The organism is Siminovitchia thermophila (assembly GCF_016909185.1).
Classification (GTDB): domain Bacteria; phylum Bacillota; class Bacilli; order Bacillales; family Bacillaceae_C; genus Siminovitchia; species Siminovitchia thermophila.
This window is the reverse complement of sequence record NZ_JAFBFH010000009.1, coordinates 122584-144838: the sequence shown is the minus strand read 5'-3', so window position 1 is coordinate 144838 and position 22255 is coordinate 122584. Positions and strand designations below refer to the sequence as shown.

Here is a 22255-nt window from a genome sequence, read left to right as displayed (position 1 = left end):
GAATACTTCTTTTACATAAGTATAAAAAAATTGGAAGTCATGTTGGGTAGGTGAGATTCCATCTCACTTCACCCCAACATTTGACATAGAACCAATATAAAAAACATTGTCCGGCGAAGTGATAAAAGCAGCATCAATTCGTTCCTGGCGCAACCATTCCATCAATTTTGTAAGTTTTCCACTCATGGACAAACCACTCCCTTTTCATCCGGTTACCTAAAGATTACCATTTTAAGCGGTTGCATAAAAGGGAAATGGATTATTTGGCAGGAAGACAATGAATGGTCTAGAATGATTTTATGTTGAGGATTTTTTTAAAAACAAGGAGGTTGCTGCATGATGAAAGTATCTTATCATGGACATTCGGTTGTCAAAATGGAAACGAACGGCAAAACAATATTGATCGACCCATTTATTACAGGCAATGAACTTACTGATTTAAAGGCAGAAAATGAAAATCCCGATGTGATTATTTTAACCCATGGGCATGCTGATCACGTCGGGGATACGATCGAGATGGCCAAGCGGTGCAATTCCCTCGTTGTGGCACCAAATGAACTTGCTACATATATCGGATGGCAAGGGGTGCAAACGCATCCTATGCATATCGGCGGATCCCGCGAATTTGATTTTGGAAAAATTAAATTTACCCAGGCTTTTCACGGCTCAGCTATTTTTACGGAAGATCAACAAATCATTTATTTGGGAATGCCCGCAGGTGTGCTCTTCATGGCTGAAGGCAAAACAATTTATCATGCAGGCGATACAGCGCTGTTTTCAGATATGAAGTTAATCGGTGAACGTCATCCCATCGACCTGGCTTTCTTGCCGATCGGCGACAATTTTACAATGGGGCCGGAGGATGCGGCACTGGCAGCAGAATTCTTGCAGGCAAAAACGGTTGTACCGATCCACTACAATACGTTTCCGCCCATTAAGCAAGATCCTGAACAATTTATCGGGATGCTGAAGGAAGGACTAAACGGGAAAGTAATGAATCCGGGCGATTCTATCGAACTATAAGCATATCCCCTTGCATACATTAGTAGAAATATTGTATGGAGGGGGATTTTACATGAAAAACCGATACTTGCTGTGCTTGTTGCTTTGCTGTGCCCTTATTTATATTGCTTTGCCAAGACTGAATGTACATGCCCAGGGACTAGAAGGTATTTTTTCACTTTCGTGGATTGCTTTTGCTCTTCTCGTTTTTGCCGGGAATTTAGCAGCGCTGCTATTTTTTAATAAAAAATCCCTGAAGAAACATCAGGTGAAAACGATGCATAAAGATACCGAGGGCAGACGAATACGGCCAAAAGGGACAACATAAGTTTGATGTAGCGGGCTTTTCCCGATATAATGGAATAATAAATAACTGTACGTTTCAGGAAAAGGGTGAAAAGCTTGTCGACGAAGCATGAACAAATTATCCGTCATATCGATGGCCTTCCCGTTGGCGAAAAAATCTCCGTCCGTCAAATTGCAAAAGTGTTAAACGTTAGTGAAGGGACTGCGTATAGAGCGATCAAAGATGCAGAAAACAGGGGATATGTCAGTACAATCGAACGGGTCGGCACGATTCGGATCGAGCGCAAGAAAAAAGAGAATATAGAAAAGCTCACCTTTGCGGAAGTCGTCAATATTATAGATGGACAAGTGCTAGGTGGAAAGGCGGGCCTTCATAAAACACTTAATAAATTTGTCATCGGGGCAATGAAACTTGATGCGATGATGAGATATACGGGCCCTGGCAACTTGCTGATTGTCGGAAATCGAACAAAGGCGCATGAGTACGCTTTGAAGGCGGGAGCGGCGGTTTTGATTACGGGCGGTTTTGATACGGAGGATCACGTAAAACAGCTTGCCAACCAATTGGAACTCCCCATTATATCAACAAGCTACGATACGTTTACGGTGGCCACAATGATTAACAGGGCCATTTATGATCAACTGATCAAAAAGGAAATCGTTCTTGTGGAAGATATTTTTATTCCGCTTGAAAAAACGATAAGCATGTCAACTACAGAAAAAGTGGCGGATTGGTACGCTCTGAAAGAGAAAACAGATCATAGCCGGTTTCCTGTCGTTGACGCAAATGGAAGAGTGCAAGGCATGGTTACAGGAAAAGATGTGATAGGCCAGGATCCCAATTTGGGGATCGAAAAGGTAATGACGAAGAATCCCATCACCGCCTCGCAAAAAACGAGTGTCGCTTCGGTTGCCCATATGATGATTTGGGAAGCAATCGAAGTTCTGCCCGTTGTCGATAACCAACAAAAATTGGTGGGGATTATTAGCCGCCAAGACGTCTTGAAGGCGCTTCAAATGATTCAAAGACAGCCGCAAGTTGGCGAGACGCTGGATGATACAGTATCGAAGCAGTTGTCCAGCGGCAAGCAAGGCGGGGAGACGACATTTCAATTTGAAGTGACGCCGCAAATGACGAGCCAGCTTGGGACAATCTCAAACGGCGTATTTACTTCCATCGTGGCAGAATCGGCCAACCGTTTTTTCCGGCTGAAGAAAAAGGGAGAGCTCGCTGTAGAGAGTATGACTATTTATTTCCTGAAGCCAGTGCAAATGGATAGCATGATCGAAATCATTCCCAAAATATTGGAATCCGGACGCAAATACGGAAAAGTGGATGTTGAGGTATATAATAATGGCGAGATTGTTGGAAAAGCATTGATGATGTGCCGTCTCATTGATAAATAAAAGTTTGTTTAAGTAGTTAAAATGCGACGGGGAACTGGCGTTATTTCCTTTTTTATTGAGATAAGCGCAAGACGGCTGGCTATACGTCGCTTGCACTGGGAAGTCCTGGCCGTTGAACCTGTTTGAACGAAAAAAAAGCCGCCTTCCAAGCGGCTTTATCATCAGCTTTTTTCCTGTTCCAACTGCCGGGCTTCTTCTTGGGCATAAGGAACGTGATGCCGATAGCTTCTAAATCCTGCCCAAGTACTTAAACCGCCAATGATAATAAAGACGGTGGCTACGATATATGTTACGGTTGTATTGAAAAGGAAAAGTTGATTGATTCCAAACAAGGCAACAAACAAGCCAAGTGCCATGCTTGATTTACCACTCAACAATTTTCTTTCCATGGGGCGGCGGCTCCTTACATACTTTATTTTATAATAAAGATAAAATGAGAACGAAAGTACGATAAAAAAAACAAGAAATGGCAATTTTGTAACCTCCAAAAAATCAGCGTTCATATCCACACCATTGTAACGTCATTTTTAAGGAAATGCCACTGGGTGCATCAATGAAGTTTTAATAAAAATGTGAACAGGCTCCGCAAGAGCGAAAGGAGTTACATATGAAAGAGCAAATATTCGAAGCGATTAAACGGTATCAAAAGATTATTATCCACCGGCACGTTCGGCCGGATCCCGACGCTTACGGCTCTCAAGGCGGATTGGCGGAAATCCTGGCGGCATCTTTCCCTGAAAAAGAAGTTTACGCTGTGGGTCGGCATGATCCGTCACTCGATTATTTGCGTAAGCCGGATGTTATTGACGATGATGTATATGAAGGGGCGCTTGTCATCGTTTGTGATACAGCCAATCAGGAACGGGTATGTGATGCCAGGTATAAAGACGGCGAAATGCTGATAAAAATAGATCATCATCCGAATGAAGATCCGTACGGGGATCTTTTATGGATTGATACGGAAGCCTCTTCCGCAAGTGAAATGATTTATGAGTTGTATGATACATTTCAAGAGCAGGGTTTAAAGATGACCGACGAAGCGGCAAGGCTTATTTATGCCGGAATTGTTGGAGATACAGGCCGGTTTTTATATCCGAGCACGACGGCAAAAACGTTTCAATATGCCAAGGAGCTCATCCAATATTCTTTCGACCGCTCCCTTTTATATGATCAGATGTACGAGTTGTCGGCCAATATGATCAAACTGCAAGGGTATGTATTGGAGCACTTTGAGATGGATCACGACGGGGCGGCGTTTGTATCCATTGATAAAGAAACATTGAAGAAATATAACGTACAGCCCACCGAAGCTTCCTTGTTGGTCAGTACGCTCGGTATCGTAAAAGGAATCAAGGCATGGGCATTTTTTATAGAAGAAGAGGATCAAATACGGCTGCGGCTGCGTTCCAAGGGGCCTGTCATCAATACGATTGCCATGAAATATGATGGCGGCGGGCATCCTTTGGCGGCAGGAGCATCCGTTTACACATGGGAAGAAACAAAGCAAGTTATCAAAGATGTGAAAGCAGTTTGCAGACAAAGCTGAGCCGACGGATTAGCCGGCCAGCTTTATTTCTGCAATAAGCGCAACGGTTGTATAAAAGTATAATTCTTTCACTTCAAGCTCGTATGTTTTCCCATTGATTTTGAAAGACTTATTTTCAACTGTCTTTTTAATAATCTCCTTATTTTTATATACATCCGTCAAATTTTTCGCGATAAGCGACTTTAAATCTTCTTTGACCGCTTCTTCTGCTTCAAATATGCTTTGTCGGTCTGTGATGCGGTATCGCTCAAAACCGATAATTTTAACGTCGATTTTTTGAATGGTCAGCATTTCTTCGTTTTTCTTATTTAATTCTTGATAGTCCTCTTGGAAAATTTGAATATAGCCTCTTAGTTCCTTAATTTGAACGGCTTGTTTTTCTATGAGGGCGCTGTTTCTTTCTTGCAACGCCCCAAACATGAACAAAAATATAAGCCAGCTAATGCAGCCGCCTACTGCAGCCCCGGCTAAAAACCGTTGCCAAGACGGCTGCTTGTAATAAGGCGGTATCCTCATGAAAGATGCTCCTGAGTGAGCCAAGAAATGATGAGTGAAGCGGTTTTGGCTCCGCCCATTGCCGACAGGATCCAAAGAAATTGTTTAAATAAATCTCTTGTGCCGCCTTCCAAAAAGCCTTTTTCAAAACTGTATACAGTATCGAATGTGCCGCCGATCGCGGCGATAATTGCCCAAATACGGACCTTTACGGCAGTGTTGGCAATTTCAGTCAAAAGGGGTTCTCCAGTAATAAAAGCCGCCAATCCCCCAATTAATGAACCACCCAACAACACGCCTAGCGCGACAAAATAACAGTAAAAAAAAGTCGGGAAAAATGATTCATGCACGGTTATCATCCCCAAAGTTTTATAAAGCTTCCACTATTACATATATGGGACAAAACATCATTATATGAAGAAAGTATATAATAGGGTTGATATTCTTTTTTTAAAAATATGCAAAGAAGGAAAGAGGTGAATCCGTTGAACTTTCCCCAATTGAATATATCCACAGCATACAGTTTGCTTTCCAGTACAATCTCCATACCAGCCCTTATTAAAAGGGCGAAACAGCTGCAATATCCAGCCCTTGCTTTGACGGATCATCACGTTTTGTATGGCGTGCTTCCTTTTTACAAAGCTTGTATAAAAGCGGAAATCAAACCGATCATTGGGATGACCGTCCATGCCGGAAATGGGGAAGAAAGGGCGCAAGCGATCCTGCTTGCCGAAAATAATGCCGGATATGCCAACTTATTGAAGGTTTCCAGTTTCATTCAAATACAACACAGCGAAATAATTCCTTGGGAAAAGCTTGCACAATACAGTGAGGGATTATTTGCTGTTTTTATCGGTCAGGAAGCAGATAACCAAAATGGAGACCTGAACCGGTTTTTACATATATTTGGCAAACGATTTTATATCGGATTACAAAATTACGGCAGGCAACAAGATCGCGACAGGACGACTTCCCTTGCAACATTGGCCCGGTCCCTTGGCATCCCTATGGTTGCAGCCAATAATGTACGATACTTGGACAAGCAAGATGCGTTTGCTTATCATTGTTTACTTGCGATTCGGGATGGAAATCAAATGGCAGTAGAGGAGCTTGACCAGACAGAAGGGCTTTATGATTTGAAAAGCCGGCAGGAGCTGGAGCAATTATTTTCAGATTTCCCGGAGGCGCTTCAAAACGCCGCGGATATCTCTGAAAAATGCAATGTCATGATTGAAACAAATCAACATTTACTTCCGAGATATCCAGTTCCGGCTGGTGAAACGTCCAGGGAGATGCTCCGCATGCTGACTTTTCAGGGATTGAAGGAGCGGCGCGTTGACCAAGAAGAATACATCTCAAGACTGGAATATGAGCTTCATGTTATTCATGAGATGGGGTTTGATGATTATTTTCTAATCGTATGGGATTTTATGAAGTATGCTCGTGAGAACGGTATTTTGACTGGACCGGGACGGGGGTCGGCAGCCGGATCTCTCGTTGCCTATTCACTTGGCATTACCGAAGTGGATCCGCTAAAATATGGTCTGCTGTTTGAACGGTTTCTCAATCCGGAACGAATTTCACTTCCGGACATTGATATTGATTTTCCTGATATTAGGCGGGATCAAGTCATTCAATACGTTGTCGAAAAATATGGAAAAGAGCATGTCGCCCATATTATTACGTTTGGAACGTTTGCCGCAAAAGCCGCAATTCGCGATACAGCCCGCGCCTTCGGGTTTGATTCAAAAGAATTGGACAAACTTTCACGTATTATCCCCGGGCGGCTTGGATTAACTTTAAGACGGGCCTATGAAGAATCGGAACAGTTGCGCCAATTCGTCAACGAGTCTGACCGGAATCGCCGCCTGTTTGAGACGGCTTTGAAAATTGAAGGCTTGCCGCGGCACGCTTCGACCCATGCTGCCGGAATGATCATAAGCGACCAACCGCTTGTTGATATTATCCCGGTTAAAGAAGGGCCTGACGGTACGCCCATCACCCAATTTCCGATGGAAGATCTGGAAGAAATCGGTCTATTAAAAATGGATTTTCTCGGTCTTAGAAACTTAACCCTCCTTGAACAAATTGTGAAGAGTATTCAAATCGAGACGGGCGTCAAATTGAGAATCGAGGATATACCGCTTTCGGATGAAAAAACATTTGAACTGCTGCAAAGAGGGGATACAACAGGCATTTTTCAGCTTGAGTCGGGGGGCATGCGAAAAGTGCTCCGTGATTTAAAGCCGACTGAATTTGAAGATATCGTGGCTGTCAATGCGCTGTTCAGGCCGGGTCCGATGGAAAATATACCTGTCTATATTGCCCGTAAGCACGGGAGGGAAACGGTCCGGTACCCTCATCCGGATTTGGAGCCGATTTTGGATTTCACATATGGTGTCATTGTCTACCAGGAACAGATCATGCAAATCGCTTCCAAGATGTCCGGATTTTCTCTTGGCGAGGCTGATCTTTTAAGGCGGGCCGTCAGCAAGAAAAAGAAAGATGTCCTTGATCAGCAGCGGGATCGTTTTGTAGCGGGAGCCCGAAAAAACGGCTATGATGAAAAAACGGCAAACGAAACGTATGATTTGATCGTTCGTTTTGCCAATTATGGATTCAACCGCAGCCACGCGGTCGCATACAGCTATATCGCCTGGCAATTATCTTGGTTGAAAGCTCATTATCCGAAACATTTTATGGCTGCTCTTTTAACATCCGTCATTGGAAATGAAGATAAAATCGCTTTGTACGCAGCCGAAGCAAAACAAAAAGGAATTGCTATTTTGCCGCCTTCAATCAATAAAAGCCATTATCCGTTTAAACCGGAAGACGAGGGCATCCGGTTTAGCCTTGGGGCGATCAGGGGACTGGGAGCGGCCGCGCTGAAGGAAATTGTCCAGGCGCGGAAAAGTCGGCCATTTGAAGATTTGTTTGATTTTTGCCTCCGGGTGTCGCCGCGGATGATCAACCGGAAAATACTTGAATCTCTTGTCTATTCCGGCTGCTTCGATGAATTTGGCCATGATCGCGCTGTATTGCTGGCCACACTTGATGTGGCGATTGAGCATGCCGAACTGATGAGACCGTCACGAAACGCCCAAACAGAAGATTTATTTGTGGATGAAGCCATGTTTCAATTCAAGCCAAAGTATGTGGAAGTTGAACCGATGGGCTTGTCAGACAAGCTGTTTTTTGAAAAAAAGGCTACGGGCATTTTTCTATCAGACCACCCCGCTAGTACCTTTAAAGCGGCATTTATGTCCAATGGGGCTGTCGATTTAATCAAGCTTTCCCCGGGGCGGCGCAATGTTGCCGCTGGAGTATATTTGGCAAAAGTCAAGACGATCCGGACAAAGAAAGGCGACATGATGGCATTTGCGACATTGAGTGATTCTTCAGGTGAAATGGAGGCAGTGATTTTCCCGGAAGTGTACAAACGTCATATGAAGCTTATTCAACAAGGGGAAGTTGTCCTGGTGGACGGGCATGTCGAAGAAAGAAACAATCAACCGCAATTTATGATCAATAAAGTGACATCAGCAGAGGAACTTGACATTATGGATCATAAAATGTTGTATCTTAAAGTCATTGAACCGCTGCATGAAAAGGAGACATTAAATCAATTAAAGAAAATATTGAAAAACCACCCCGGCAAAACAGGGATCATATTGTATTATGAAAAAAAACGCCAGACGATTAAGCTGGGTAAAAATAATTTGGTAAACCCAAGCGAAAACTGTTTAAAAGAATTGAAGGCTTTGCTTGGAGAGCCATGTGTCAAGTTAAAATAATTTTTTCAAATGGACCATAATATGTTATATTGTTTTATAAGCTTTTAGACATATAAAAAATGAAAAAACGGGTATGGCAGGAACGAAGGAGTGAACCTTTTTGACATTAAGAGAAGAAGCATTGCACATGCATAAAATATTTCAGGGGAAGTTGGAGTCAAAATCCAAGGTTGAGGTTAGAAATGCAAAAGATTTAAGTCTTGCTTATTCTCCTGGTGTTGCAGAGCCTTGTAAAGAAATTTATGAAAATCCAAGTTCGGTTTATGATTATACGATGAAAGGAAATATGGTTGCTGTTGTTTCCGACGGAACAGCGGTTCTTGGACTTGGAAATATCGGGCCTGAAGCAGCTTTGCCGGTGATGGAAGGAAAAGCAGTTTTATTCAAAAGCTTTGCCGGCGTTGATGCGTTTCCTATATGTCTTGACAGCACGAATGTAGATGATATTGTCAAGGCGGTTAAATTGCTTGAACCGACATTTGGCGGTGTCAATCTTGAAGATATCGCAGCTCCGAATTGTTTTGAAATCGAAGAAAGATTAAAAAAGGAATTGACGATCCCTGTCTTTCATGATGATCAGCATGGAACTGCTATTGTAACGGTAGCCGGACTTGTCAATGCGTTGAAATTGACAGGCCGAAAAATGTCTGAAATCAAAATCGTTGCCAATGGCGCAGGTGCAGCCGGAATTGCCATCATCAAGCTTTTACATAGTTACGGTGTGCGCGATATTATTATGTGTGATTCGAAAGGCGCCATTTATGAAGGACGCCCTGAAGGCATGAATGAAGTGAAGGAAGCAGTGTCCAAATTTACAAACCGCGACCGTCAGGATGGAAACTTGGCGCATGTCATCCAAGGAGCCGATGTCTTTATCGGGGTGTCGGTAGCGGGTGCGCTGACAGAAGAGATGATTGCGACGATGAATGACGATCCGATCATTTTTGCCATGGCAAATCCAGATCCGGAAATTATGCCGGAAAAAGCAATGGCGGCCGGGGCAAAAGTCGTCGGGACAGGCCGTTCAGATTTCCCCAACCAAGTAAACAACGTTCTGGCGTTCCCAGGCTTGTTCCGGGGTGCCTTGGATGTGCGTGCGACTCATATTAATGAGGAAATGAAGCAAGCGGCTGTTGAGGCCATTGCAGGGTTAATTTCAGAGGAGGAACTTTCCTCGGATTACGTCATTCCACGTCCGTTTGATCCCCGGGTTGCACCGCATGTCGCCGCTGCTGTAGCGAAAGCCGCAATGGAAACTGGTGTCGCCAGACAAAGAGTAGAGCCTGAAACGATCAAGCAAAGAACGATGGATTTGGCTGTCGTTGGAAAAAACAACTGAAATAAGCCTAGAGACAAATCAACGAAGGCCGTGCCGCATATTAAGGGCCGGTCTTTGCTGTGCAACGGTAGCGAATAAAGAAATGATAATAGTTGAAAGGAGGGCGTTACTTTGCTAAAGGATTTTTTTTCCAAGCCTAAAAAGAAAAAATATGCCACAATCCCACCGGAAACAGCAAAGCAAGATGTTCCAGAAGGCATCATGACAAAATGTCCGAATTGTAAAAAGATCATGTATACAAAAGAACTGCAAAAAAACTTAAAGGTTTGTCTCCATTGCGGATATCATCACAAAATGACCGCGTTTGAAAGGGTAGACAGCCTGTTTGATGAAAACACGTTCGTCCGTTTTGAGGACAATCTTACTTCTGCAAACCCGCTCGGCTTTCCAAATTATTTAGAAAAACTGGAACAGGACAAGAAAAAATCCAATTTGGATGAAGCGGTTCTGACAGGTTCGGGCTCCATCAATGGAACGGAAGTGGTCACGGCGATTATGGACTCCCATTTTCGAATGGGAAGTATGGGGTCGGTCGTCGGTGAAAAAATTACTAGAGCCATTGAAACTGCGGCAGAAAAAAACGTGCCGTTCATTATTTTTACCGCTTCGGGCGGAGCCCGGATGCAAGAAGGCGTGTTATCGTTAATGCAAATGGCGAAAACGAGCGCGGCATTAAAAATGTTCAGCGACAAAGGCGGACTGATCATTTCGGTTATGACGCACCCGACAACAGGAGGCGTGTCAGCAAGCTTTGCCTCACTCGGGGATTTTAATTTTGCTGAACCAGGTGCTTTGATCGGCTTTGCTGGCCGCAGGGTTATTGAGCAGACCATCAGGGAAGAATTGCCCGACGATTTCCAAACAGCCGAATTTTTGCTGAATCACGGACACCTTGATGCTGTGATCCCACGCCTTGAAATGAAAGAAAAGCTGACAACGGTGCTGGAAATCCATCAACAAGTAGGTGAACTATCGTGGTAAACGAGCTTGAATTTGAAAAGCCCGTCTTGGAATTGCGCAAAAAAATTGCCGAGCTAAGGGAGTTTACGAAAGATTCCGATGTCGACTTATCTGATGAAATCGATAAGTTGGAAACCCGATTGGAAAAGCTTGAGAAGGAAGTATATGAGAATATGCGGCCATGGGACCGGGTCCAGCTTGCCCGCCATTCAGCGCGGCCGACAACACTTGATTATATAGGTGAGCTGTTTACGGACTTTTTCGAGCTGCATGGAGACAGGCTGTATGGTGATGATGCGGCGATCGTCGGTGGAATCGCCAAATATAAGGGCCTGCCTGTTACGGTCATTGGCCATCAGCGCGGGAGAGATACGAAAGAAAATATTCGCCGCAATTTTGGCATGCCGCACCCGGAAGGCTATCGCAAGGCGCTGCGTTTGATGAAGCAGGCGGATAAGTTTAACCGGCCGATTATTTGCTTTATCGATACAAAAGGCGCGTATCCCGGGAAAGCTGCCGAAGAACGTGGACAAAGCGAAGCAATCGCGCGAAACTTATTTGAAATGGCTGGTCTTAAAGTGCCGATCATTTGTATCGTGACCGGAGAAGGCGGAAGCGGAGGCGCTTTGGCACTCGGAGTCGGAGACCGAATTTACATGCTCGAAAACTCAACATATTCTGTGATTACTCCCGAAGGAGCGGCAAGCATACTGTGGAAAGATGCTTCATTCGCCAAGCAGGCGGCCGAGGCATTGAAGATAACCGCCCCTGATCTGAAAGAACTCGAAATTATTGATGAAATTATACCGGAAGTAAAAGGCGGAGCCCACAGAGATATGGAAAAGCAAGCCGTCGAAATCGATAAAGTCATGACAAAAGCTTTGCGTGAACTGTTGGAAAAAAGCCCTGAAGACCTTATAAAAGAGCGCTATTTAAAATACAAAAAAATGGGTAAATACATACAACAAAAAGCAGTTGAAAATGTAAAGTGATAAAGATTGCCCAACGCGGGCATTCTTTTTTTTGTTGGGAAGTGTGTATTCGCCAAGTTTTTATATAAAAGCGAAAGAGCTGTTATAGCGCAAATGCTCGGAATGTGTCAGGTATCTCCCATTTTGCGTGTTTCGGCTTTGGTGCTGCCCCAGCCGTTATGAAGCGTGCGACAAGGCTGGCATTCTTAATTTCCACAAGCCGATTTTTCGCTTTGGCATTCCGAGACGGTATTATTCGAAAACAGCGATGCTTGTCGCAAATGCTTTTTCATGCAAATTTTACATACCCAATATACTCTTGAAAAATTTGTGAATCATTTCATTTAATGGTATTTTTAACTTAGCTAGGATTGTTGACAACTTGTGTTGGGGGTGGACTATGTGAGAAAATTGGCGGTTCTAACGAGTGGAGGAGATGCTCCCGGGATGAATGCTGCCATCCGTGCCGTCGTGAGGAAGGCAATTTTCCATGGGCTTGAAACGTATGGCATTTATCAGGGATTCAGCGGGTTAATCTCGGGCAATATTAAAAAGCTTGAGGTAGGAGCGGTTGGGGATATTATACATAGAGGCGGAACAATTCTTCAGTCAGCCCGCTGTGAAGAATTTAAGACGAAGGAAGGACAACTCCAAGGGTTAGAGCAATTAAAAAGCAAAGGTATTGACGGTCTGATTGTCATTGGCGGAGATGGCTCCTATAAGGGGGCACAGGGATTGTCTCAACTTGGATTTCCTTGTATCGGCGTACCTGGCACGATTGATAATGATATTCCAGGCACTCAATATACAATTGGATTTGATACTGCTTTGAATACTGTTTTGGATGCAATAGATAAAATCAGAGATACGGCTACTTCTCATGAACGCACTTTTATTATTGAAGTAATGGGCCGCCATGCGGGAGACATAGCACTTTGGTCAGGACTGGCGGGAGGGGCGGAAACGATTTTGATCCCGGAAATTCCCGGTGATTTGAAAGAGATTGCCCAACGTCTTGAAAAAGGAATGGAAAGAGGCAAGAAACACAGTATTATTGTTGTTGCAGAAGGTGTGACGAGCGGTACGGAAATCGCACTGAGATTGGAAGAAGAAACGGGGCTTGAAATCCGGGTGTCCGTATTGGGGCATATGCAACGAGGAGGATCGCCAACAGCATTTGACAGGGTGCTTGCAAGCAGACTTGGTGCAAGGGCGGTGGAATTGCTGATGGATGGCAAAGGCGGTCGTGCAGTCGGAATACATAAAGATGAAATAATAGATGAGGACCTTTTTTCAGCATTGGAAAAAGCCCACGATTTTAAACAGAACTTATACACGTTATCAAAAGAGCTATCCATCTAACAAAAAACAACTTCAGAGGAGGTTTCCCCATATCAATGAAAAAGACAAAAATAGTTTGTACGATAGGGCCGGCGAGTGAAAGCCCCGAGCTATTGGATCAAATGATTGCTGCGGGAATGAATGTGGCACGCTTAAATTTTTCACACGGAAATCATGAGGAACATAGCGAAAGAATCGCCAATATTCGCAAGGCAGCTAAACGGGCAGGCACCGAAATTGGTATATTGCTTGACACGAAAGGGCCTGAGATCAGAACGCATGACATGGAAAATGGGGCTGTTGAACTAAAAGAAGGATCCGAAGTCATTATCTCGATGAAAGAGGTAACGGGGACAGCTGAAAAAATGTCTGTTACATATGAAGGTTTGATCGAGGATGTGCATGTTGGCTCGAAAATTTTATTAGACGATGGATTGATCGAGCTAGAGGTGACCGAATTAAAAGAGGACAGGCAAGAGATCGTCACGAAAGTCATCAACAGCGGAATATTAAAAAATAAAAAAGGCGTCAATGTACCCGGAGTTTCCGTCAACTTGCCGGGTATTACGAACAAGGATGCGAAAGATATTTTGTTCGGCATCCAGCAAGGAGTCGACTTTATCGCTGCCTCGTTTGTCAGAAGAGCTTCCGATGTTTTGGAGATCAGACAGCTCCTTGAAGAAAATGGGGCGCCGCATATGCATATCATCCCAAAAATTGAAAACCAGGAAGGTGTTGACAACATCAATGAAATCCTGGAAGTTTCCGACGGTTTAATGGTTGCCCGCGGGGACCTTGGTGTTGAAATTCCCGCTGAAATGGTGCCCCTCGTGCAAAAAGAATTGATTCAAAAGTGCAACGAGGCGGGAAAACCGGTGATTACCGCTACACAAATGCTTGATTCTATGCAAAGAAATCCGCGGCCGACGAGGGCGGAAGCAAGTGATGTGGCCAACGCCATTTTTGACGGATCAGATGCCGTTATGCTTTCCGGGGAGACGGCTGCCGGGGCTTATCCGGTTGAAGCAGTCAGAACGATGGCCAATATTGCTCTGACATCCGAACAAGCGATGAATCACAAAGAGCTTCTTTCGAAAGTTAGTAAAAACGGAAAACGCAGTATGGTGGACGCCATTTGCCAATCGGTGGCACATACAGCCATTAATTTGAATGTAAATGCAATTGTTGCTCCGACGGAAAGCGGACATACAGCGAGGATGATTTCAAAGTTTCGACCAAAAGCGCCGATTGTGGCGGTGACATCCCATGTTGCGGTTACCAGGCAGCTGGCGCTTGTTTGGGGAGTACAACCCCAGCTTGGCCAAAAGGTGACAACAACTGATGAAATGCTTGACCTTGCCGTTACCGAGAGCCTAGATAGCGGTCTTGTAAAACATGGAGATCTCATCATTATTACCGCAGGTGTTCCCGTTGGTGAAAAAGGAACAACAAACTTAATGAAAGTGCATGTTGTGGGCGATATATTGGCAAAGGGACAGGGAATTGGCAAAAAATCAGCGTATGGAAAAGCGGTGGTTGTGAAAAGCGCTGCAGAAGCACGGGAAAAAATGGAAGAAGGAAACATTTTGGTTACGATTGGAACAGATCGGGAAATGGTACCAGCTATTGAAAAATGCGCTGCCCTCATAGCAGAAGAAGGCGGATTGACAAGCCATGCGGCTGTTGTTGGAATTAGCTTGGGCATTCCCGTTATCGTTGGGGTGGAACGCGCAACCGAAATGATAGAAGACGGCCAGGAAATAACAGTTGATGGAACCCGGGGGGTCATTTATAACGGCCATGCAAGCGTGCTGTAAACTGTGGTATAATTATTATAAACAACCACCGGGGATGTGAAGCCGAATGAAATATGTAATGCTTGTTTTTATTATCGTTCCGGCATTGGAAATTGGACTGTTTATTTTAACAGGCCAGGCAATTGGAAGCTTTGCCACGGTTGCCCTTATTATTGCAACAGGCATCTTGGGCGCCGCACTTGCAAAAAGAGAAGGGCTAGGTGTACTGAGAAACATCCAAGAACAAATGCGTTTTGGACAACCGCCCGGTGTCGCGCTGCTGGAAGGCTTTTGCGTCCTCGTTGGAGGATTGCTTTTGCTCACACCGGGATTTATCACGGATGCTATCGGCTTAATAATGCTGTTGCCTCCTACAAGGAAGCTTATGAAACCGATGTTGCTGAAATTGTTTAAACTCTGGATCTCAAAACGGCAGATTTATATATACAGATAAAAAGGATAGACCGGGAAGTAGGATGTTCTCCCGGTCTATCCTGTTGTTTTGCGTGTTGGAATGTATAATCTTGCAGCTCGAAGTTGATTTCACACGGGGAAGTAAAAGTGCCATGAAGGACATCTCCTGCACTTAAAAAGGTTTGTCGCCGGACGACTTTCGTTAAACGAAACGCTTTTTTCCACCCACAATGAGAATCAATGCCGCTATACATTTTGCTGCCAGTCCTATAGGGCTTTCAGCCAGCTTTTCGAACCCAAAATCAAGAGGAACATGTAAAACAATGTCTCCCACAAGGTTCAGTTCACTTCCAAGTATCCCGTGCTCATTACATTCATTCCCGGGCTGGCACGGATACTGCCACCATTGAAATAACGGTAAATCCTTGACGGTGATGCTTCGTTTACCCTGGATACATAAAGCAAAAATGATCGTTGTTAAATCAAGCATAAACGTTAAAGGAACCAGGCCGGGAAAGACCATGAATGTTCAAGCGGCTCAACTTAGCCCATTAACTTTCCCTTGGCGGCCGGGGCGTACCTTTGATATAAGCCCAAATATCGCGAAACACGTTGGCTCTGTGGAGTGTGGTAAGAAGCACGAGTGTTACCGGACCAAGAATTAAACCCAGAAAGCCGACCAGCTTGAATCCGACAAACAAGGAAACAAGCGTTGCCAGCGGGTTCATCCCGATGTTGGAAGATAAAATTTTAGGCTCCATCAATTGCCTTTGGACAATCACAACTGTATATAAAATTCCAAGGCCGATCGCAAGCCCGAAGTTGCCGGTCAGAGCTTCATAAATGATCCACGGAACAAATACCACACCCGTTCCAAGATAAGGCAGCAGATCCACAATTCCTGCAATGAGGGCAATGGTAATGGCGTAGTTTACACGCAAAATCAATAATCCGATTAACACAATCACAAGCGTGATGGAGATAAGGGTAAGCTGCGCCTTTACAAAACCGGCGAGCGCCTTTCTCAAGTCGACAAAAACCCTCAACCCGCTGTGCCATACTTTTTCGGGTAACATCTTTGTTAAAGAAGTGGAAAGTTTGTCCCAATCTTTGCTGATAAAAAAAGTTGCAAGCAGTGAAAAAATAATGACAGTTGCCGCGTTTGGAATCCAGGAAACGAGGGAAGGCAATTTGAGAAAGAAGTTTTGCAAAAAAGCTGTCGCATTTTCCGATATTTTATTGCCGGTCTCGCTTATACTATTTAAAATAGTCTCTTGTTGACCACTGTCAAGACTTTTAAACATGCTGGCTACTTTATTGTAAAAAGGGATGACTTGATTGGCAAAAAGTTTTTCTAAATACGTGATCATTGTGCCCACATGTTCAGGAACAACTTTCGCTAAATAAGAGGCGCCTGCCACGATTTCCGCAATTAACAAAGTGATCAGACCTGTAAATACTCCAATCACAACGAGAAGTGCCGTTAGCACAGCGAGTATCTTGGGAAACTTCCAGCGCTTTTCAAGAAATCGGACCGCGGGATTGATCGAAACGGCGATCACGATCGCAATAATGAAAGGATAGGTTAACTTAAAAATGTAATAAATCGCTATAAGCGAAAGGGTAATAACAGCAACAACAATCAAAAATCGAATGAATCTGTTTACATTTTCACGATCCAAAGAACCCCCACCTTCATTTCGGCTTATTGGCTGTCCGGGCAAGATGCTCCGGAACACGATCTTTTCTTTTATAATACCATGTTATGAAAGATTCTGTTATTGATTTGGGAGATGAATTATTTGTTAAACCAGGCTTATTTATTTTTATTTCTATTGCTGGGCATCGGTTTCCTGGCAAAAAACCAATCTCTTGTTGTAGCTGTTTCCGTTTTGGTCATACTAAAAATGGCAGGGGCAGATGAAAAGCTTTTTGGCATCATACAGGCAAAAGGAATTAATTGGGGAGTTACCGTTATCACGATTGCGGTACTAGTTCCCGTGGCAAGCGGCCATATCGGTTTTAAGGAACTGGGAGGCGCAGTCAAATCTCCTTATGCATGGGTTGCCTTGGGAGCTGGAATGGCCGTGGCGCTTATTGCCAAGTATGGCGTTACCCTGCTCACTGAAGATCCCCACATTACAACAGCTCTTGTTCTCGGAACGATCATGGCGGTTTCCCTGTTTAAGGGGGTTGCGGTCGGGCCGTTAATTGGGGCGGGGATCGCATACTTCATCATGAGAATATTCGAGTTGTTGCGGATTGGAAAAGGTTTGTGAAAGACCTTACTGGATCAATCTGTCAAAAAAGGAAAACACCATTTTCTTTCCGTATTTGCAGCAAATCAGTTATAATGGTCATGGATAATTAAGAATGTTGAAAATTAGACAAGACTTTTTTATTGACTATAATAGGATTAAGGGACATTTTTACTACGGAATCATTATTGCATCGTGATTCTTTCCTCCGGTTTTCTATTGTTTCACAACTATAGATAGATAAATTAGATAAAAAGGAGAGGTTATTATGACAGCAACACGCGGGTTAGAAGGGGTAGTGGCCACAACATCTTCGATCAGCTCCATCATTGACGACACACTTACATATGTCGGCTACAATATCGATGATTTAACAGAAAACGCGAGCTTCGAGGAAATCATTTACTTATTGTGGCATTTGGAATTACCAACGGAAGAACAGCTTCAAGAACTGAAGCAGGAATTGGCCGACAATATGGACTTGCCACAGGAAGTTATTGACAGCTTTAAAACATATCCGCTCGACAAAGTGCATCCAATGGCCGTACTTCGCACCGCTGTATCGACTTTGGGCATTTTTGATGAGGAAGCGGACACTGTCACCAAAGAATCAAATTACAAAAAGGCCATTCGCATACAGGCTAAAATGCCGGCCATTGTAGCTGCTTTTGCCCGGATCCGAAAAGGATTAGAGCCTGTAGCACCGCGAAAAGACCTGGGGTTTGCCGCCAACTTTATGTACATGCTCAAAGGTGAAGAACCTGCAGATATTGAAGTTGAGGCAATGGATAAGGCGCTCATACTTCATGCAGACCATGAATTAAATGCATCCACTTTTACCGCCCGTGTTTGTGTGGCCACTCTCTCGGACATTTACTCGGGATTGACCGCAGCAATCGGTGCCCTGAAAGGACCATTGCACGGGGGAGCAAATGAACAAGTTATGAAAATGCTTACAGAGATTGGTTCCGTTGATAAAGCAGAAGGATATGTACGTGAAAAATTAAAAAACAAAGAAAAAATCATGGGCTTTGGCCACAGAGTTTACCGTAAAGGCGACCCTCGTGCAAAGCACTTAAAAGAGATGTCCAAAAAACTGACAGAACTGACCGGAGAACCGGAATGGTATAATATTTCCGTTAAGGTGGAAGAAGTATTTACTTCTGAAAAGCCATTGCCGCCTAACGTAGACTTCTATTCTGCATCTGTTTATCACAGCCTTGGCATCGATCATGATTTGTTCACACCTATCTTTGCAGTAAGCCGTACATCCGGCTGGCTCGCTCATATTTTGGAACAATATGACAATAACAGGCTCATTCGCCCGCGTGCCGAATATACAGGACCAGGCATGCGCTCCTATGTTCCGCTAGATGAGCGTAAATAGTCTGCTTAGATTTTTACAAGATCTTTTGATATGATAGAACGGGGAAAAGGTTAGAAGCATCACCATCGCTTTCTAACCTTTGATATTGAACTTGGAGGGATAAAATTGACACAAGGTGAAAAAATCACAGTAACCAATGGGGTATTAAATACGCCGGACAACCCAGTTATTCCTTTTATCGAAGGGGATGGAACCGGTCCTGATATTTGGGCGGCCGCTCAACGTGTTCTGGATGCCGCTGTAGAAAAAGCTTATGCCGGGAAACGTAAAATTGAATGGAAAGAAGTATACGCAGGGGAAAAAGCTTTTAACAAATTCGGCGAATGGCTTCCTGAGGAAACATTGGAAACGATCCGCGAATATCTAATCGCTATTAAAGGTCCGCTCACTACGCCAATCGGAGGCGGCTTTCGCTCTTTGAACGTTGCGCTTCGCCAAGAACTGGATCTGTTTGTATGTCTTCGTCCGGTAAGATACTTTGAAGGAGTACCTTCTCCGGTAAAACGTCCCGAAGATACAGATATGGTTATTTTCCGTGAAAATACGGAAGACATTTATGCCGGAATCGAATACCAAGCCGGTACAGAAGAAGTTAAAAAAGTGGTAGATTTCCTGCAAAATGAAATGGGCGTCAATAAAATCCGTTTCCCTGAAACATCAGGCATCGGAATCAAGCCTGTTTCCCAGGAAGGGACAGAAAGACTTGTCCGGGCGGCGATCAACTATGCCCTTAAAGAAGGACGCAAATCTGTCACTCTCGTACATAAAGGAAACATCATGAAATTTACAGAAGGGGCCTTCAAAAACTGGGGCTACGAACTGGCTGAAAAAGAATTCGGCGATAAAGTATTTACATGGGATCAATATGACAAAATAAAAGAAGAGCAAGGAGCGGACGCTGCGAATAAAGCACAGGCTGATGCGGAAGCGGCTGGAAAAATTATCGTTAAAGACGCGATTGCCGATATCTTCTTGCAGCAAATCCTTACCCGTCCAAGAGAATTTGACGTGGTTGCCACGATGAACTTGAACGGTGACTATATCTCTGATGCTCTCGCTGCTCAAGTAGGCGGAATCGGAATTGCTCCTGGAGCCAACATCAACTATGAAACAGGCCATGCCATTTTTGAAGCCACTCATGGCACAGCACCAAAATATGCGGGCCTTGATAAAGTGAATCCATCTTCCGTCATTTTGTCCGGAGTGCTGATGCTTGAGCACCTCGGCTGGGGAGAAGCAGCCCAATTGATTACCAAATCAATGGAAAAAACAATCGAATCCAAAGTCGTTACATACGACTTCGCCCGTCTCATGGATGGAGCGACAGAAGTAAAAACCTCCGAGTTTGGAAATGCATTGATTGAAAACATGGATTAATCTTTCCTGATTCGAATGCAAAAATATTAGGGCTATTGGGGCTATAGAGCTACACACTTTTAGGCTGTTCAAAGAACGGCCTAAAAGTGTGGAAAATTAAAGAAAGAAGGGAACTTCCATGTCAATGAAACGGAAAAAAATCTCGGTAATCGGTGGAGGATTTACGGGAGCTACCACTGCATTTTTAACGGCGCAGAAAGAACTTGGAGATGTTGTACTCGTCGACATTCCACAAATGGAAAACCCGACGAAAGGAAAAGCGCTGGATATGTTGGAAGCGGGTCCTGTACAAGGTTTTGATGCCAACATCACCGGGACTGCCAACTATGAAGACACGAAAGATTCCGATGTTGTCGTCATTACGGCTGGAGTCGCCCGCAAGCCAGGCATGAGCCGCGACGATCTTGTCCAAACAAACCAAAAGATCATGAGAAGCGTTACTCGGGAAATTGTTAAGTATTCACCAAACTGTATCATCATCGTTCTAACGAATCCGGTAGACGCCATGACGTACACAGTTTACAAAGAATCCGGTTTCCCGAAAGAGCGAGTCATTGGACAATCAGGTGTCCTTGATACCGCGCGTTTCCGTACATTTGTTTCCCAAGAACTAAATATATCCGTAAAAGATATTACCGGCTTTGTTCTCGGTGGACACGGCGATGACATGGTGCCGCTCGTCCGATATTCCTATGCCGGCGGTATTCCGCTTGAAAAGCTGATCCCGAAAGATCGGCTCGATGCCATTGTCGAACGCACAAGAAAAGGCGGCGGTGAAATTGTAAACTTGCTGGGTAACGGAAGTGCCTACTATGCCCCGGCTGCCTCTCTCGTTGAAATGATTGAAGCCATTATCAAAGATCAACGCAGAGTTCTGCCAGCGATCGCGTATCTTGAGGGGGAGTTTGGGTTTGAAGGCATATATCTCGGCGTTCCTACGATTCTCGGCAAAAATGGCATTGAGCAAGTGATTGAACTTGATCTGACTGAGGAAGAAAAAGCTGCATTAAACAAATCTGCCAATTCCGTTCGCGAAGTTATGAACGTTCTTGAGTAGAATGCTCAACTAAAAAGCCCTGTTACCCTCGAATGAACCTTTTCATTCGGGGGATTATTTTTTAGTCTTTGTTTTTTAAAAAAGACATGATATGATGTTCAAAAGAGAGTTGTAAGCGCTTATAAACACGGAGGTGTTCTTATTGTTACTTGGGAAAAAAAGAAAGCTCGGGAGACAGATTGGAGAATTAACAGAAGGTGAAAAATTAAAACTGACTGAAAAAATCGAAGATAAGGATCTACTGTTGTTTCTAGGTCTAACGAATGATGCCAATCCTCTCTATATCCAGCAAGACTATGCTTCCCAAACGCCATATAAGAAACCCATCGTTCCTTCCGTTATGCTGACGGGGATTATTACCTCTGCTATTACGAAATTTTTACCCGGTCCGGGATCCCATGTTCTTAAGCAAGAAATTGAATTTGTCAAACCAGTTTATCATTATGCAACGGTTGAATTTTTATTTGAAGTCGCACATGTTGACCGCGAGGCCCATACAGTGACAGTAAAAGTCAAAGGAACGGACGAAAATGAACAAACCGTTATTAAGGCTGCGATTCTTGTAGCCCCGCCCCATGGAAATGAAAGCTGATGAATTCATATGGAAACAGGCAAATGATACCTATTCAGACAGGCCCAACGGTCTGTTTTATTTTTTGTGAACAAAAATAGGTCAAAATGCTTTCCGAAAAGGGTATATCCAGTTTCGGCGTATGGATGGGTCGTCCAAGTGCGTCCCGATCGGTAAGAATATCGCCGTGTGGACAGGATGTCCAAGTGCGTGCGAATCGACAAGGACATCGCC

General features: G+C 44.1%; 22 protein-coding genes. 16 read left to right on the top strand and 6 right to left on the bottom strand.

Going from position 1 to position 22255, the window contains the following annotated elements; translation table 11 throughout:
* Positions 1 to 63 precede the first annotated feature (63 nt).
* Positions 64 to 186: an aminopeptidase P family N-terminal domain-containing protein gene (locus JOC94_RS08555; protein ID WP_139345562.1), complete on the bottom strand. Its 123-nt coding sequence runs from the start codon at positions 184 to 186 to the stop codon at positions 64 to 66.
* A 153-nt stretch (positions 187 to 339) separates the two neighbouring features.
* On the opposite strand from JOC94_RS08555, the gene JOC94_RS08550 reads away from it, so the two are divergent.
* The 3 genes from JOC94_RS08550 to JOC94_RS08540 all read left to right on the top strand — a co-directional run bounded on the left by JOC94_RS08550 (position 340) and on the right by JOC94_RS08540 (position 2715).
* Positions 340 to 1023, top strand: a complete 684-nt coding sequence (locus JOC94_RS08550) for a metal-dependent hydrolase (protein ID WP_205179048.1) — start codon at positions 340 to 342, stop codon at positions 1021 to 1023.
* Positions 1024 to 1075: 52 nt separating this feature from the next.
* Positions 1076 to 1330 (top strand): hypothetical protein, encoded by a 255-nt coding sequence (locus tag JOC94_RS08545; protein WP_205179045.1) that lies wholly within the window; start codon positions 1076 to 1078, stop codon positions 1328 to 1330.
* A 74-nt stretch (positions 1331 to 1404) separates the two neighbouring features.
* The gene (locus tag JOC94_RS08540) at positions 1405 to 2715 is read left to right on the top strand and encodes a CBS domain-containing protein (RefSeq protein WP_077110082.1); all 1311 of its coding nucleotides are present in this window, start codon (positions 1405 to 1407) and stop codon (positions 2713 to 2715) included.
* 161 nt (positions 2716 to 2876) lie between these two features.
* Here JOC94_RS08540 and JOC94_RS08535 read toward each other — a convergent pair whose 3' ends face one another.
* Positions 2877 to 3188, bottom strand: coding sequence for a YtpI family protein (locus JOC94_RS08535; protein WP_205179036.1), 312 nt, complete (start codon positions 3186 to 3188; stop codon positions 2877 to 2879).
* Between the two features lie 134 nt (positions 3189 to 3322).
* Here JOC94_RS08535 and JOC94_RS08530 point away from each other — a divergent pair, with 134 nt between their 5' ends.
* Entirely contained in the window at positions 3323 to 4261 is a 939-nt protein-coding gene (locus JOC94_RS08530) for a DHH family phosphoesterase (RefSeq protein ID WP_205179034.1), read from the top strand.
* 9 nt (positions 4262 to 4270) lie between these two features.
* Here JOC94_RS08530 and ytrI read toward each other — a convergent pair whose 3' ends face one another.
* A complete protein-coding gene (ytrI, locus tag JOC94_RS08525) occupies positions 4271 to 4777 on the bottom strand; it encodes a sporulation membrane protein YtrI (RefSeq protein WP_077110085.1) in 507 nt (168 codons plus the stop codon).
* Positions 4774 to 5106 carry a YtrH family sporulation protein gene (locus JOC94_RS08520; protein WP_321189654.1) on the bottom strand — a complete coding sequence of 111 codons (333 nt, stop codon included), beginning with the start codon at positions 5104 to 5106 and terminating at the stop codon, positions 4774 to 4776. The genes ytrI and JOC94_RS08520 overlap by 4 nt, the downstream gene beginning before the upstream one ends.
* A 135-nt stretch (positions 5107 to 5241) precedes the next feature.
* On the opposite strand from JOC94_RS08520, the gene dnaE reads away from it, so the two are divergent.
* The 7 genes from dnaE (at position 5242) to JOC94_RS08485 (ending at position 15411) form a co-directional block, all read left to right on the top strand.
* Positions 5242 to 8550 carry a DNA polymerase III subunit alpha gene (gene dnaE / locus JOC94_RS08515; RefSeq protein WP_205179046.1) on the top strand — a complete coding sequence of 1103 codons (3309 nt, stop codon included), beginning with the start codon at positions 5242 to 5244 and terminating at the stop codon, positions 8548 to 8550.
* 100 nt (positions 8551 to 8650) lie between these two features.
* Positions 8651 to 9889: an NAD(P)-dependent malic enzyme gene (locus tag JOC94_RS08510; protein ID WP_077110086.1), complete on the top strand. Its 1239-nt coding sequence runs from the start codon at positions 8651 to 8653 to the stop codon at positions 9887 to 9889.
* Positions 9890 to 10000: 111 nt separating this feature from the next.
* Positions 10001 to 10870, top strand: coding sequence for an acetyl-CoA carboxylase, carboxyltransferase subunit beta (accD, locus tag JOC94_RS08505; protein ID WP_077110087.1), 870 nt, complete (start codon positions 10001 to 10003; stop codon positions 10868 to 10870).
* A complete protein-coding gene (gene accA / locus JOC94_RS08500; RefSeq protein ID WP_077110088.1) occupies positions 10864 to 11841 on the top strand; it encodes an acetyl-CoA carboxylase carboxyl transferase subunit alpha in 978 nt (325 codons plus the stop codon). Before accD ends, accA begins: the two co-directional genes overlap by 7 nt.
* Positions 11842 to 12267: 426 nt before the next feature.
* Entirely contained in the window at positions 12268 to 13182 is a 915-nt protein-coding gene (gene pfkA, locus JOC94_RS08495) for a 6-phosphofructokinase (RefSeq protein ID WP_213089008.1), read from the top strand.
* Between the two features lie 35 nt (positions 13183 to 13217).
* A complete protein-coding gene (pyk, locus tag JOC94_RS08490; RefSeq protein WP_205179023.1) occupies positions 13218 to 14978 on the top strand; it encodes a pyruvate kinase in 1761 nt (586 codons plus the stop codon).
* A gap of 46 nt (positions 14979 to 15024) precedes the next feature.
* The gene (locus tag JOC94_RS08485) at positions 15025 to 15411 is read left to right on the top strand and encodes an FxsA family protein (protein ID WP_077110091.1); all 387 of its coding nucleotides are present in this window, start codon (positions 15025 to 15027) and stop codon (positions 15409 to 15411) included.
* A 162-nt stretch (positions 15412 to 15573) separates the two neighbouring features.
* Here JOC94_RS08485 and JOC94_RS08480 read toward each other — a convergent pair whose 3' ends face one another.
* Positions 15574 to 15861, bottom strand: coding sequence for a hypothetical protein (locus tag JOC94_RS08480; RefSeq protein ID WP_171973816.1), 288 nt, complete (start codon positions 15859 to 15861; stop codon positions 15574 to 15576).
* Between the two features lie 61 nt (positions 15862 to 15922).
* The gene (ytvI, locus tag JOC94_RS08475; RefSeq protein ID WP_077110093.1) at positions 15923 to 17053 is read right to left on the bottom strand and encodes a sporulation integral membrane protein YtvI; all 1131 of its coding nucleotides are present in this window, start codon (positions 17051 to 17053) and stop codon (positions 15923 to 15925) included.
* A 120-nt stretch (positions 17054 to 17173) separates the two neighbouring features.
* Here ytvI and JOC94_RS08470 point away from each other — a divergent pair, with 120 nt between their 5' ends.
* From JOC94_RS08470 to JOC94_RS08450, 5 genes are all read left to right on the top strand, one after another.
* Complete coding sequence (locus JOC94_RS08470; protein WP_139345563.1) at positions 17174 to 17650, top strand: DUF441 domain-containing protein; 477 nt, start codon at positions 17174 to 17176, stop codon at positions 17648 to 17650.
* A 247-nt stretch (positions 17651 to 17897) separates the two neighbouring features.
* Positions 17898 to 19016, top strand: a complete 1119-nt coding sequence (gene citZ / locus JOC94_RS08465) for a citrate synthase (protein WP_205179021.1) — start codon at positions 17898 to 17900, stop codon at positions 19014 to 19016.
* A 105-nt stretch (positions 19017 to 19121) separates the two neighbouring features.
* On the top strand, positions 19122 to 20393 hold the full coding sequence (gene icd, locus JOC94_RS08460; RefSeq protein ID WP_077110095.1) for an NADP-dependent isocitrate dehydrogenase: 1272 nt from the start codon (positions 19122 to 19124) through the stop codon (positions 20391 to 20393).
* Between the two features lie 118 nt (positions 20394 to 20511).
* A complete protein-coding gene (gene mdh, locus JOC94_RS08455) occupies positions 20512 to 21450 on the top strand; it encodes a malate dehydrogenase (protein ID WP_077110096.1) in 939 nt (312 codons plus the stop codon).
* 142 nt (positions 21451 to 21592) lie between these two features.
* Positions 21593 to 22042, top strand: a complete 450-nt coding sequence (locus JOC94_RS08450) for a MaoC/PaaZ C-terminal domain-containing protein (RefSeq protein ID WP_205179019.1) — start codon at positions 21593 to 21595, stop codon at positions 22040 to 22042.
* Positions 22043 to 22255 lie beyond the last annotated feature (213 nt).